A 13432-nucleotide genomic window follows, 5' to 3' on the forward strand; every position below is an offset into this window, starting at 1 on the left:
TTGCAGAAAAGACCGGCAGGTCCCGGATTCGTAAGGGAAAAGTGCTTGCAAAATTAATTTTGCGGTGCTTGACTACGGCTCATGCGCGTAACCGCCGCCACCGTCCAGAAATGTCTGCTCGGCCTTGCGCTGCTCGCGGCGGTTGCCTGGAATCTGGCTCACGCCAGTGAAATCAAGGGCTTGGAGCTGCGCGACGGTGCCACCGGCACCCGCGCCGAAATCGCCCTGGATCGCGCCGCCGACTTCAAGGTCATCAGCCTCAAGGGGCCCGACCGTCTCGTCATCGACCTTCCTGCCTCGTCGCTGGCGCGCGGTTTCCGCCTGCCGTCGGCCAGCGGCGTGGTGAAGTCGGTCCGTACCGGCGAACCGTCCCCCGGCACCGCCCGCATCGTGTTCGACCTGGCCCAGCCGGTCGCCGTGCTCAAGCCGCGCATCGAGCAGGCCGGCGACGGTCCGCGCCTGGTGCTCGAATGGCCGGGCGACGGGTCGACGCCCACATCGGCCGCGCCCGCCGTGGCGACAACTGCGCCCGCCTCGCCGGCCGCCCCGACCACCGACCCCGTCGCGGCCGCCACGCCGATGGCGCAGAAGTTCGATCCGGCCGCGTCCTCGGCCGCGACGACGCGCCTGATCTCCGAGATCGTCGCGCGCAACGAAACCACCCCGGCTGCGCCCGCGACGACTGCGCCGTCCGCACCCGCGCCCGCCGCAAACGTAGCTGCTGCGACCGTGCCGCCCTCGGCGATGCCGAGCGTCACGCCGATGCTGCCGGCGTCGACGCCGGAGGCCACTTCGACGGCGTCGGCTCCGAGCGCTCCCGCTGCGGTCGCCGCGAAACCGCCGGTTGCGACGACGATCGCCACCGGTGTTCCGACCCGCATCGCCACCGGCGTGCCGACGCCGATGCCCGGTTCGACCGCCGCGACCTCCGCCAGCGCCGGAGCGCCCGCAGCGCAGGCACCGGTCAAGACGATGAAGGACGTGATGCGCGGTCGCGGCATGCGTCCGCTGGTGATCGCCATCGACGCCGGTCACGGCGGCCAGGATCCGGGTGCCATCGGGCCGTCGGGCAAGCGCGAGAAGGACGCGACGCTCGCCATCGCCCGCGAGCTCGCCCGCCAGGTCAACGCGACGCCGGGCCTGAAGGCCTATCTCACCCGCGACACCGACGTGTTCATCCCGCTGCCGCGTCGCGCGCAGCTGGCACGGGCGGCGAAGGCGGACATGTTCATCTCCATCCACGCCGACGCCGCCGAAAACCGCGCCGCGCGGGGTTCGTCGGTCTATGTGCTCTCGCTGAAGGGCGCGTCGTCGCAGCGCGCCCGCTGGCTGGCCGACAAGGAAAACGCCTCCGACCTGATCGGCGGCGTGCGCCTTGAGCAGACGAGCAACACGCTCGCGTCGGTGCTGCTCGACCTCACCCAGAGCGGCCACATGAAGGCGTCCGAAGATGCCGCGGGGCAGGTGCTGGACGGCCTGAAGCGCGTCGGCGCGAACCACAAGCCGAACATCGAGCGCGCCAACTTCGCGGTGCTGCGCACCTCCGACATGCCGGCGATGCTGGTCGAGACGGCCTTCATCTCGAACCCGGAAGAGGAAAAGCGCCTCAACGACCCCGCGCACCAGAGCAAGCTCGCGCGTGCGGTGCTGGACGGTGTCAACACCTACTTCACCCGCCAGCCGCCCCCGGGCACCCTCTACGCGGCGCGCGCGGATGCGCAGTACGCGACCGGCGGCGAGGCGAGCGGCGGCAGCCTCTGATCGCCCTGCAACTCTCGAGACGGCGCCCGGGTGTCCCCGGGCGTTTTCGTTTGCGCGATTGTTTGCTCGATCGGCCAGACCGGCCACCGCGTCGGCTATGATGAACGCGATTCCCTCGACGATGCCGGGCCGCATCGCCAAGCCGTGACGATCCGCCAGCTCCCCGACACCCTCATCAACCAGATCGCCGCCGGCGAGGTCATCGAGCGTCCCGCTTCGGTGGTGAAGGAGCTCGTCGAAAACGCGCTCGACGCCGGCGCTCGGCGCATCGACATCGACCTGGAAGAAGGCGGCGTCCGCCTGATCCGCATCCGGGACGACGGCAAGGGCATCGAGCCCGACCAACTCCCCCTGGCGGTGTCGCGCCACGCGACCAGCAAGATCGCCTCGCTCGACGACCTGGAAGGCGTGGCGACGCTCGGTTTCCGCGGTGAAGCGCTGCCTTCGATCGCCTCGGTCAGCCGCTTCGCGCTTACCTCGCGCCGCGACGGCAGCGATCGCGCGGCGACGCTGGAAATCGACGGCGGCCGGCTCGGCGAGGTCATGCCGAAGTCGCATCCGCAAGGCACGACCGTCGAAGTGCGCGACCTGTTCTTCAACGTGCCGGCGCGGCGCAAATTCCTGAAGGCCGAACGCACCGAGCTTGGCCACATCGAGGAATGGCTGCGCCAGCTCGCGCTCGCGCGTCCCGATGTCGAACTGCGCGTCTCGCACAACGGCAAGCCGTCGCGACGCTGGAAAGGCGAGGGCGACCTGCTGTCTGAAGTGCGCCTGCACGAAGCGCTCGGCGAGGAATTCGCGCGCAACGCGCTACGCATCGAACACGCCGGCGCCGGCCTGCGGCTGCACGGCTGGATCGCGCAGCCGGCGTACAACCGCGCCAGCGCCGATCAACAGTACCTCTACGTCAACGGCCGCGCGGTGCGCGACCGCAGCATCGCGCACGCGATCAAGCAGGCGTATGCCGACGTGCTCTTCCACGGCCGCCAGCCGGCGTACGTGCTGTTCCTCGAACTCGATCCGCGGCGCGTCGACGTCAACGTGCATCCGGCCAAGCACGAAGTGCGGTTCCGCGACGCGCGCCTGATCCACGACTTCGTCTACCGCACGCTGCAGAACGCGCTCGCGGAAACGCGCGCCGGCACGGTCGCGGGCGTGGCGGGCATGCCCGCGAACGATGCGCCAGCGGCGCCTGCGTTCGGCGGCTACGGCAGCCCGGGCGCGCCTGCCTACACGTATCTCGATCGCGCCTCGCAATCGCCGCTTCCGATGCAGGTGGCGGAGACGCGCGCGGGTTACGCGGCGCTCTACGGCGGTGGCGGAGCGGCCACCGCGGTTGCGCCGTCGTTCGCGCAGAACACTCAACCCGCCACATTGCCGCACAGCGACGACGCCACGCTGCCGCCGCTGGGCTATGCCATCGCGCAGCTGCACGGCATCTACATCCTGGCCGAAAGCGCCGAAGGGCTGATCGTCGTCGATATGCACGCCGCGCACGAGCGCATCGGCTACGAGAAGCTCAAGACCGCGCACGACGGCGAAGGCCTGCGCACGCAGCCGCTGCTGGTGCCGGCGACGCTGGCGGTGTCCGAACGCGAAGCCGAGGTCGCCGAGCGCGAGGCGCAGACGCTGGCCGAGCTCGGTTTCGAAGTCACACGCAGCGGTCCGCAGTCGCTGACGTTGCGCTCCGTGCCGGCGCTGCTCGCGCACGGCGACGTCGAAGCGTTGCTGCGCGACGTGTTGGCCGACCTGCGCGAGCACGGCGAATCGCTGCGCGTCGCCGCGGCGCGCGACGCGCTGCTCGCGACCATGGCCTGCCACGGCGCCGTCCGCGCCAACCGCCGTCTCACGCTGCCGGAAATGAACGCCCTGCTGCGCGAGATGGAAATCACCGAACGCTCCGGCCAGTGCAATCATGGCCGTCCCACCTGGGCGCGTTTCACGCTGCCCGACATCGACCGCTGGTTCCTGCGAGGACGTTGAATGGCTTCAGTCGCGAAAGGGGCACTGATCTTGATGATGCTGGGTGCCATCACGGCCTGCGGGCCGAAGCAGGACGACGCCGCGAGCGCCGAGCAGGCGAAGGCCGAGCGCGCCGCGTTCCAGCAGGAACTCGACATGGTGCGCCAGCTGCGCGTCACCGAACTCACCAAGCCCGACGGCTGGACCAGCCTGGTCGGCCTGCACTGGATCGATCCGGGTTCGCATTACATCGGCTCCTCGGCCGGCAACGGCATCAAGCTCGCGGTCGGACCGGCGCACCTGGGCATGATCGACGTGAGCCAGAACCGCGTTCGCTTCGTGCCCGAGAAGGGCGCGGCGATCACGCTCGACGGCCAGCCGTTCACCAGTGAAGCCATCCTGCGCGCCGACGACGCACCGACCGGTCCCAGCGTCATCGGTTTCGACGACGGCAAGGGGCTGGCGACCGTGATCAAGCGCGGCGACCGCTACCTGTTGCGCGTGAAGCACGCCGACGCACCGACGCGCACCGGTTTCCGCGGCGTCGAATACTGGCCGACCAGCGCCGACTGGCGCGTGGAAGGCCGCTTCGTGCCGCACCCGGCGGGCAAGACGCTGGAGATCGCCAACATCATCGGCACTACCGATGCGGTACCGAACCCGGGCGCGATCGAGTTCGAGCGCGAAGGCAAGACGTTCCGCATCGAAGCCCTGGACGAAGGCGAGGAAACGCTGTTCCTGGTCTTCGCCGACCGCACCAGCGGGCACGGCAGCTATCCGGCCGGACGTTTCCTCGATGTCGCCAAGCCGGGTGTCGGCGGCAAGGTGGTGCTCGACTTCAACCAGTCGCGCAATCCGCCGTGCGCCTTCACGCCCTTCGCGACCTGCCCGCTGCCGCCGCCGGAAAACCGGCTGGACGTGGCGATCCAGGCCGGCGAAAAGACCTACGCCCACTCCGCCAACTGATCCGGACCTCCGCCCCGATGCGTCGTCGCTTCAAGCTGCTGTGCCTTTCGCTCGCCGCCGCCGTCGGCCTGATGTCGGTGGCGCTCGCCGTCGAGCAGGCGCGTTCGCCGGCGCAGGCCGCGCCCTCGCAAGCTACGCCGCAGACCGCGAGTGCGCCGACTGCCGCAACGCGCCCGCCGCCGCTGCCGCTGCTGTGGAAGGTGTCCGATCGCGACAACTCGGTCTACCTGCTCGGTTCGTTCCACCTGCTGAAGGCCGACGACTACCCGATTTCGGGGGACATCGACCAGGCCTTCGCCGGCGCCGACAGGATCGTCTTTGAAGTGCCGCCGGAGCAGATGCTCGATCCGGCGATGGGGCAGAAATTCCTCGCCGCCGCCGGCTACGCCGATGGCCGCACGCTGAGCCAGGTGCTGCCGCCGGCAATGCGCGAGAAGTTCAACCGCATCCTCGCCCAGCGCGGCGCCTCCATCGCCCAGTTCGACGCGTACGAGCCGTGGTTCGTGAACCTGTCGCTGATGCTCGGCGTGTCTCAGCAGATGGGTTTCCGCCCCGACAAGGGCCTGGACCAGGTCCTGATGCAGCAGGCCATCGCCGGCCACAAGGCGACGGGCGGGCTGGAATCGATCGACCTGCAACTGGGCGTGCTCGATTCCACGCCGATGGACGAGCAGGTGAAGTCGCTGAAGGAGTTCCTCGACAAGCCCACCGAAATGCCGGGCATGCTCAGCGACCTGCACAACGCCTGGCGCGACGGCGACCTCGCGAAGCTGGACACGCTCACGCGCGAGGAAATGCGCGAGAAGACCCCCGAGACTTATCGCATCGTCAACGTCGAACGCAACGACGCCTGGGTGCCGCAGATCCAGCAGATGCTCGACGGCCAGAAGAAGGGCGACACGATGGTCGTCGTCGGCGCGCTGCACCTGCTGGGCGAGGATGGTCTGGTCGAGAAGCTGCGCGCGAAGGGCTACACGGTGGAGCGCGTGTGTTCGGTGTGTGCGCCGGAGGCTCATGCGCCGGGCAACACGTCGGCGAACTCGTCGGTGAACTCTTCGACGAAGTAAGCGCTGTTTGCTGTCATTCCCGCGCAGGCGGGAATCCATCTTCCAGCGATGTTCCGTTATCCGACGGCCACTGCATCGCCGTCGTGCGTCGGGCCACGTCGAACATGACGCGTCTGATGCATGGATTCCCGCCTGCGCGGGAATGACGGCAAAAGAAGCCGTCGCGGGAATGACAGCAAGAAAGCGGTCGCGGGAATGACGCAAAGAAGCGGCAACCCCGACGGGGTGATGCGCGGTTACGCCGCCACCACCACGATGCAGTCCACCGGGCACGCCGGCACGCACAGTTCGCAGCCGGTGCAGAGCGGGTCGATGACGGTGTGCATGTGCTTCGAGCCGCCGACGATGGCGTCGACCGGGCACGCCTGGATGCATTTGGTGCAGCCGATGCAGTCGGCTTCGACGATCAGCGCGACCTGTGGCGGCTTGTGCTCGCCGCGCGTGCGGTCGAACGGTTTGGCCGGAACATCCAGCAGGTGCGCGAGCGCACGCGCCCCCTCGTCGCCGCCGGGCGGGCAGTGGTCGACATCGGCTTCGCCGCGCGCCATCGCCTCCGCGTACGGCCGGCAGCCCGCGTAACCGCACTGCCCGCATTGCGTTTGCGGGAGCAGGCGGTCGAGGCGTTCGACGAGGTCGGGGATCATGATGTTTCCTCCTTCCCTCTGCGAAAGAAGGTGGCGCAGCCCAGGCCCTCTCTTTTTGGAAGAGGGCTCAAGACCGCTCAGCGAACCGGTGCGCCCGGCTGCACGCCGGCGTCGGCGTCGAGCAGGTGAAGCGAGCCGCCGTCGAAGCCGGCCGACAGGATCATGCCTTCGCTGATGCCGAAGCGCATCTTGCGCGGCGCGAGGTTGGCGATGAACACCACGCTGCGGCCGACGAGCTTTTCCGGTTCGCCATAGGAGCCGCGGATGCCCGAGAAGATCTGGCGCGTGCCCAGTTCGCCGGCGTCGAGTTCGAAACGCAGCAGCTTGTCGGAGCCGTCGACGAATTCGCACGCAACGACCTTGCCCACGCGCAGGTCGAGCTTCGCGAAGTCGTCGATGCCGATGGTGGCGGTCTCGCCGGCGGATGGCGCGGGCGCCGCGGCCGGCTTGGCGGGCTTGGCTTCGGCCTTGGTTTCGGACTCGTTCTTCGGAGCGGACTGCAGCGAGTCCTTGGAGGCTTCGATCATGGCGTCGATCTGTTTCGGGTCGATTCGGGTGAAAAGCGGTGCGTAGGCGTTGATGCGGTGGGCGAGCAGCGGCGCGGCGAGTTCGCTCCAGTTCGCGACCTTTGCCGCGAGGAAGTCCTCGGCCTGCGCGGTGACGCGCGGCAGCACGGGCTTGAGCGCGGTGTTCAGCACGCGGAACAGGTTCAGGCCCTGCGTGCAGACGGCCTGCAGCTGCGCGTCGGCGCCGTCCTGCTTGGCCAGCACCCACGGCTTGTGCTCGTCGATGTATTTGTTGGCTTCGTCGGCCAGCGCCATCGTCAGGCGCAGCGCCGTGGCGGCCTCGTTGCGCGCGTAGGCCTGGGCGATGGGTTCGAGCTGTTCGACGAAGCGCACGTACTGCGCGGCATCGGGCAGCGCATCCGCGAGGCGGCCGTCGAAGCGCTTCTCGATGAAACCGGCGCAGCGGCTGGCGAGGTTCACGAACTTGCCGACCAGGTCTGCGTTCACGCGCGCGACGAAATCGGCGAGGTTGAGGTCGAGGTCGTCGACGCCGCCGGTGGTCTTGGTCGCGTAGTAGTAACGCAGCGCTTCCGGGTGAAGCCCCGCGTCGAGGTAGGTGCGCGCCATGACGAAGGTGCCGCGCGACTTCGACATCTTGGCGCCGTCGACGGTCAGGTACCCGTTGACGTGCAGGCGCGTCGGCGCGCGGAAACCCGCGCCGTGCAGCACCGCCGGCCAGAACAGGCCGTGGAAGTTGACGATGTCCTTGCCGATGAAGTGGTGCAGCTCGGCCGGGCTGTCGCGGCGCAGGTAGGACCAGAAGTCCAGGCCCTCACGCTCGCACAGCGCCTGGAAGCTCGACAGGTAGCCGATCGGCGCGTCCAGCCAGACGTACAGGTACTTGCCCGGATGGCCCGGGATCTGGAAGCCGAAATACGGCGCGTCGCGCGAGATGTCCCACGCACGCAGGCCGCCTTCGGCGTCGAGCCATTCCTGCAACTTGGCCTTCACGCCGGGCAGGGCGACGTCGCCGGCCAGCCATTGCCGCAGGAAGCCTTCGAACTGGCCGACCTCGAAGAAGAAATGCTCCGACTCGCGCAGCTCCGGCGTCGCGCCGCTGACGACCGAACGCGGTTCCTTCAGTTCCGTCGGCGAATACGTGGCGCCGCAGTTCTCGCAGTTGTCGCCGTACTGGTCCGGCGTGCCGCAGTTGGGGCAGATGCCCTTCACGTAGCGGTCGGGCAGGAACATGCCCTTCACCGGATCGAACAACTGCGCGACCGAACGGCGCGAGATGTGGCCGTTGTTGTCGAGCTTGGCGTAGATCGCCTCGGTCAGGACGCGGTTGCGCTCGGAGTTGGTCGAATCGTAATGGTCGAAGGCGACGCCGAAATCGGCGAAGTCGCGCTCGTGGCTCTGCTGGATCCCGGCGATGAAGGCTTCCGGCGACTGCCCGGCTTTCTCGGCGGCGAGCATGATCGGCGTGCCGTGGGTGTCGTCGGCGCACACGTACCAGGCCTTGTGGCCGGCCATGCGTTGGGCGCGGCACCAGATGTCGGCCTGGGTGTAGCCGACCAGATGGCCCAGGTGCAGCTGCCCGTTGGCGTAGGGCAGGGCGCAGGAAACGACGAACTCGCGGGACATGGCGAACCGGAAAGCGAAGTGAGCCGGAGATTATCGCATGGGCTCCGCGAAGCCCCGCGGCCTAGCGGCTTCGTGGCCGTCGCAGGCCGGGCCAGCGAAGCGCACGCGGGTAAACGTGAAGGATGGGCCGTGCCCAGGCCCCAAAAGCAGAACGCCCCGGAGGTCCGGGGCGTCCTGATCAAGCCCTGGCGGAAGGGCTCAGCGACGATTCCACGTCTGCGTGCGGCCCAGCAGCGAGAAGCCCATGAAACCGCGGACTTCCAGCTTCTTGCCGTTCTCCACCGGCGTGACCTTCACCGAGTAGATCTTGCCGCTGGCCGGATCGAGGATCTGGCCGCCTTCCCAGGTCTCGCCCTTCTGCTTGATGCCCCACAGGATCACCATGCCCTTGACCGGCTTGCCCTTGCGGTCGCCGGAGCACTTGTCGCAGACCGGGTTCGGGCCGCGGTCGGACTGCAGGATCTCCGTCACGCGGCCGGCGAGGCTGCCGTCCTTCGCTTCGTAGATCTCCACGACAGACTTGGGCTTCTGCGTCTTGTCGTCGATGGTGGTCCAGTGACCGACCGGCGAGCTTTGGGTGGACGCGTTCTGGGCGAAGGCGCCCAGCGGCAGGGCCAGCAACAGAAGAGCGAGCAGCTTGGTACGCATGTGTCCCCTCCCAGGGATCGAATTCCGAGCAGTTATACCGCATCCGATGGCGTACGGAAGCGGCGGCGCGCACGCCTTTCCATGAGCCGGCCGGCCCCGCGGCGTGGCGGGGCCGGGGCTCGCGAGGGGAATGCGCTACTGGCCGAAGCGGTAGCGCATTTCCAGGTACATCGAACGACCGTAGGGGTTGTACAGCCCGCTGTTGTACGGAGTCGCCGTCGTGCCCGGATAGCTGGCGGCCTGCGCGTCGGGCATCTTGTCCAGCACGTTGTTCACCAGCAGCGACAGCCGCAGGAAGTCCGTCGCGTCGTAGTTGAAGCTCAGGTTCCAGGTCGTGTACGGCGCCCACCGGCCGGCGTGCTGGCCATTGGTCTGGTAGTCCCACGAATCGGAGGTGTAGGCCAGGTAGTTGGGCGTGCTGCCGATCCGGTTGGCGTACGCCGTCGTCGTCCAGCGTCCCAGGCTCCACGCCAGCGACGCATCGGCGCGGGTTTTCGCGTACGCGTCGTACAGCCACATCGCGTAGGGATCGCGCAACAGGTCCACCGGCTCGTCGCCCGGCAACGGCGTCACGGTGTGCTCGAGGTTGTTCGTGTAGTTGCCGGCGAACGCGAGCGAGCCCCAGCGCGCAAGGTCGAGCACGTAGTTCAGGCTGACGGTAAGCGCCTCCAGCTTCTGCTGCGACACGTTGACCTTGGGCGTGTACAGGCGCGTGATTTCGTCGTTCGGCCCGCGCGTCACCCACGCCAGCGCGTTGTCGCAACCGGCCGACGCCGTATTGGCCTGGCCGGTGCGGCAGAAGTATTCGGCCAGCAGCAACTGATCGGCGCTGAGCTGGTCGACCTCGTCGCGGATGTCCCAGCGGAAATAGTCGACCGACAGCGAGAAGTTGCTGGCCGGCGCGTACACGACGCCGGCGTTCCACACGTCGGCCTCGATCGGTCGCAGTTCCGGATTGCCCGACTGCTGGCCGAAGTACCGCGTGTTGTCGTACGCGCAGTCGGTGGTGTTTCCGGGCACGTAACCGTCGAGCGAGCAACGGTAGTAGTCGGTGTTCGAACCGTAGAAGCCGCTGAGGCCCTGGAACACGTCCGACAGCGTCGGCGCACGGAACGCCGTGCCGTATTTGCCGCGCAGCAGGATGCTTTCGACCGGTCGATACTCGATGCCGAGGCTGTAGGTCGGCTTGTCGATCGTCTGCCCGCCGACATCGAAGGCGTCGTAGCGTCCCGACAACGTCAACGTCAGCGGATTCCACAAGGGCAGGCGCAGTTCGCCCGTCAGCGCGTAGCGGTCGCGGTCGCCCGAGCCGCTGACCGACGTCTGCCCCCAGACGCCGGACTTGAGCGTCACCGGGTCCTGCAACAGGCGCGCATCGGGTGTGTAGTCCCAGCCCTGCTTTCCGCCTTCGCCCACGACCGCCAGTCCCGCTTCGCCGCCCGGTAGCGGGAACAGCGAGGCATTCGTGAACTGCGCCCGCAGCGTGTCGTCCTTCGTCTCGCTGCGCGTGTCGACATAGCCAGTGAAGCTCGCGAAATCCGACGGCGACATGGGCGAATAGAACGCCGCGTAGTTCGGCCGGAACACGGGATAGCCGCGATTGACGCCCAGCTGCGGCCCGAGCACGTGCGAGACGAAATACGCGTCGATCGCGTCGGCGAAGCGTGCAAACCGGTGTTCGGTCAGCTCGTACCGCGTCGAGGTGACGCCGACATCCCAGTCCCACGCGCTCGCGCCGAAGCGCCCCTGCGCGCCCAGCGTGAGCTGCCAGGAACGGTTGCGATCGGTATTCATGATGTCGGCGAAACCGAGCCCGCCGATGTCTTCCGGCGAGAACGCGCGCTGCAGGTTCAGCAACGCCTTGCGGTCCGGATCGTAGAAGTAGCCGTATTTAGCGCTGGTGCCCCACCACGTGTAGCTGGAGCCGGTCGCGTAATCGACGTCCTCGTGGCTGGCGAGCAGGTCGCCGTAGAGCTGCACGTTGTCGTTCACGTCGAAGGTCGCGTGCGCATAGCCCTGCAAGGCGTCCTTGCCGTTGCGGATCGTGCGGTAGCCCGGCGTCAGGAACGAACCGCAATATTGGCCGAGACCGGCTCGCGAGCTCAGCTGCTCGCTTCCGTCGAATTGGCCCCCGACGTTCTCGCACCGCGACGGATCGGCGAACACGTACGTATTGCGCGCGGAACCATTGGTGATCAGGTAATCGCGGCTGGCGGTCTGCGCGGTGTAGCCGGCGTCGTTGAATTCGCGCGTCAGTGCGCGCTGATGGCCCCAGATCGGATCGCGCGTTTCGTACTGCAGGCCCGCGACGAGGTTGAAACGTCCGTCGGCGCTGCCGAAGCCGTCGGACGCGGTCACGTGCAGGCTGTCGCCGCCGCCCTCGCTGAACATGCCGCCGCGCACGTTGAGCGACAGACCGTCGGCATGCTTCTTCAGGATCACGTTCACCACGCCGGCGATGGCATCGGAGCCGTACAGCGACGACTGGCCGCCGGGCAGGATCTCGATCCGATCCACCAGATCGACGGGGATGCCGCTGATGTTGTTGAAGGTGTCCGAGCCGTTGTACAGCGCCGGATAATTCGCCATCGGGCGGCCGTTGATCAGGTACTTCGTGTAGCCCGGATCCAGACCGAACATGCCGGCGGCCTCCGCGCCCTGCGTGAACGAGGCGGACGTCTGCCCGCCCTGGAGCCCGCCGGTCTGCAAGGAGGACTGCTGCAACACGTCGGCGACGCTGGTGAAGCCGCGCGCCTGGATGTCTTCCGCGGAAACGACGGTGACCGGCGTGAAGTTCTCCAGCTGCGTCTGCGGAATGAGCGATCCGGTAACGGTGACCGCGTCGAGGTCGGTGGCGGTCGAAGCGGACTCCTGGGCGGCCGCGCCCCGGGCGGCCGGGGCGTTCTGGACGACGGACGAGGCAAAAACGAGGCACAAGGCGGCACTCAGCCGGCTGCGGCGCAGCCGATTGTTGGATACTGGCATCGGGTGGATCCCCTGAACGGACTTGAAGTGGATCGAAAAGGACGCGTCCGGCGTACCGGCCAGACGAGCACGTCTGGCGAGGTGACGGGACCGTACCATGCGATTCGCGCCACTACGGTCGGGTTTTTCCGCGCAGTCGCATCAGTCGAAACTGAAAGGTTGTTACGTGATCGAAGAACTTCTGCAGCAGCGCATCGGTGCGCTTTCCATTCCCGACGTGGACGTCACGCTTCTTGACGCAAACGTGCGCGTGCGCGTCGTCGTCGCCGAAGGCCGCGCGGTGGTGGAAATTCTCTCGGGCTTTCCGTGCGCGTCATTGCGTCCGTGGCTCGACGAACAGGTGCAACGCGTGCTCGCAGATGAAGGCCTCGCGCTGACGCGGCTGGACCTGCATCCGCGCATCGTCTCGCATGCGGTGCAGCCCAACGTCTCGCCGCTGCCGAACGTTCGCAACCTCATCGCGGTCGGTTCGGGCAAGGGTGGCGTGGGCAAGTCGACGACCGCGGTGAACCTCGCGCTCGCACTTGCGGGCGAGGGCGCGCGCGTGGGCGTGCTCGATGCCGACATCTACGGCCCGAGCATCCCGACGATGCTCGGCCTGTCGGGCCGCCCCGACAGCCCCGACGGCAAGACGATCGAGCCGATGCAGGCGCACGGTGTGGAAGCGATGTCGATCGGTCTGCTGGTCGACCAGGACACGCCGATGATCTGGCGCGGCCCGATGGCGACCTCCGCGCTGACGCAGCTGCTGGGCGAAACGCGCTGGGGCCACGCGCTCAGCGGCGACCTGGACTACCTCATCGTCGACCTGCCGCCGGGCACCGGCGACATCCAGCTCACGCTGGCGCAGAAGATCCCCGTCGCCGGCGCGGTCATCGTGACGACGCCGCAGGACGTCGCCACGCTCGACGCCCGCAAGGCGCTGAAGATGTTCGAGAAGGTCAGCGTCCCCGTGCTGGGCCTGGTCGAGAACATGGCCGTGCACGTGTGCTCGAATTGCGGCCACGCCGAGCACGTCTTCGGCGAGGGTGGCGGCAAGCGCATGGCCGAGCAGTACGGCGTGCCGCTGCTGGGCAGCCTGCCGCTGGAAATCGCGATCCGCGAGCAGGGCGACGCCGGTGCCCCGGTGGTCGCCTCCGCCCCGGCCAGCACCGCCGCCGCGGCGTACCGCGCCACCGCGCTGCGCATGGCCATCGAACTGGCCCGCCGCCCGCGCGTGGCCACGCCGCTGTCGGCCTCGCTGGTCTGA

At 68.0% G+C, this 13432-nt stretch carries 9 protein-coding genes; 5 read left to right on the top strand and 4 right to left on the bottom strand.

Features of this window, described 5'->3' with window-relative positions; all coding sequences use genetic code 11:
* Positions 1–81: 81 nt before the first annotated feature.
* From ABIE51_RS08060 to ABIE51_RS08075, 4 genes are all read left to right on the top strand, one after another.
* Positions 82–1761, top strand: coding sequence for an N-acetylmuramoyl-L-alanine amidase (locus tag ABIE51_RS08060; protein WP_192630333.1), 1680 nt, complete (start codon positions 82–84; stop codon positions 1759–1761).
* Positions 1762–1905: 144 nt separating this feature from the next.
* Entirely contained in the window at positions 1906–3744 is a 1839-nt protein-coding gene (gene mutL / locus ABIE51_RS08065) for a DNA mismatch repair endonuclease MutL (protein WP_192630334.1), read from the top strand.
* Positions 3745–3777: 33 nt separating this feature from the next.
* Positions 3778–4689 (top strand): DUF1684 domain-containing protein, encoded by a 912-nt coding sequence (locus tag ABIE51_RS08070; RefSeq protein WP_502913265.1) that lies wholly within the window; start codon positions 3778–3780, stop codon positions 4687–4689.
* 17 nt (positions 4690–4706) lie between these two features.
* Entirely contained in the window at positions 4707–5756 is a 1050-nt protein-coding gene (locus ABIE51_RS08075; RefSeq protein WP_192630336.1) for a TraB/GumN family protein, read from the top strand.
* Positions 5757–5992: 236 nt separating this feature from the next.
* On the opposite strand, the gene rnfB is transcribed toward ABIE51_RS08075, so the two are convergent.
* The 4 genes from rnfB to ABIE51_RS08095 all read right to left on the bottom strand — a co-directional run bounded on the left by rnfB (position 5993) and on the right by ABIE51_RS08095 (position 12183).
* Positions 5993–6400, bottom strand: coding sequence for an Rnf electron transport complex subunit RnfB (gene rnfB / locus ABIE51_RS08080; RefSeq protein WP_192630337.1), 408 nt, complete (start codon positions 6398–6400; stop codon positions 5993–5995).
* Positions 6401–6477: 77 nt separating this feature from the next.
* Positions 6478–8550 carry a methionine--tRNA ligase gene (gene metG / locus ABIE51_RS08085; RefSeq protein ID WP_192630338.1) on the bottom strand — a complete coding sequence of 691 codons (2073 nt, stop codon included), beginning with the start codon at positions 8548–8550 and terminating at the stop codon, positions 6478–6480.
* A 198-nt stretch (positions 8551–8748) separates the two neighbouring features.
* Entirely contained in the window at positions 8749–9198 is a 450-nt protein-coding gene (locus ABIE51_RS08090; protein WP_115840710.1) for a DUF2147 domain-containing protein, read from the bottom strand.
* A gap of 135 nt (positions 9199–9333) precedes the next feature.
* On the bottom strand, positions 9334–12183 hold the full coding sequence (locus tag ABIE51_RS08095; protein ID WP_192630339.1) for a TonB-dependent receptor plug domain-containing protein: 2850 nt from the start codon (positions 12181–12183) through the stop codon (positions 9334–9336).
* 382 nt (positions 12184–12565) lie between these two features.
* Between ABIE51_RS08095 and apbC the strand changes: the two genes are divergently transcribed.
* Positions 12566–13432, top strand: a complete 867-nt coding sequence (gene apbC, locus ABIE51_RS08100; RefSeq protein WP_277801441.1) for an iron-sulfur cluster carrier protein ApbC — start codon at positions 12566–12568, stop codon at positions 13430–13432.

Source organism: Lysobacter sp. OAE881, from assembly GCF_040546665.1.
GTDB lineage: Bacteria > Pseudomonadota > Gammaproteobacteria > Xanthomonadales > Xanthomonadaceae > Lysobacter_J > Lysobacter_J soli.

Excerpts from the sequence above, each read along its gene's own strand:
- ABIE51_RS08060 (WP_192630333.1), top strand. The coding sequence starts at position 82 with ATGCGCGTAACCGCCGCCACCGTCCAGAAATGTCTGCTCGGCCTTGCG.
- ABIE51_RS08070 (WP_502913265.1), top strand. The coding sequence starts at position 3,778 with ATGATGCTGGGTGCCATCACGGCCTGCGGGCCGAAGCAGGACGACGCC.
- ABIE51_RS08075 (WP_192630336.1), top strand. The coding sequence starts at position 4,707 with ATGCGTCGTCGCTTCAAGCTGCTGTGCCTTTCGCTCGCCGCCGCCGTC.
- rnfB (WP_192630337.1), bottom strand. The coding sequence starts at position 6,400 with ATGATCCCCGACCTCGTCGAACGCCTCGACCGCCTGCTCCCGCAAACG.
- metG (WP_192630338.1), bottom strand. The coding sequence starts at position 8,550 with ATGTCCCGCGAGTTCGTCGTTTCCTGCGCCCTGCCCTACGCCAACGGG.
- ABIE51_RS08090 (WP_115840710.1), bottom strand. The coding sequence starts at position 9,198 with ATGCGTACCAAGCTGCTCGCTCTTCTGTTGCTGGCCCTGCCGCTGGGC.
- ABIE51_RS08095 (WP_192630339.1), bottom strand. The coding sequence starts at position 12,183 with ATGCCAGTATCCAACAATCGGCTGCGCCGCAGCCGGCTGAGTGCCGCC.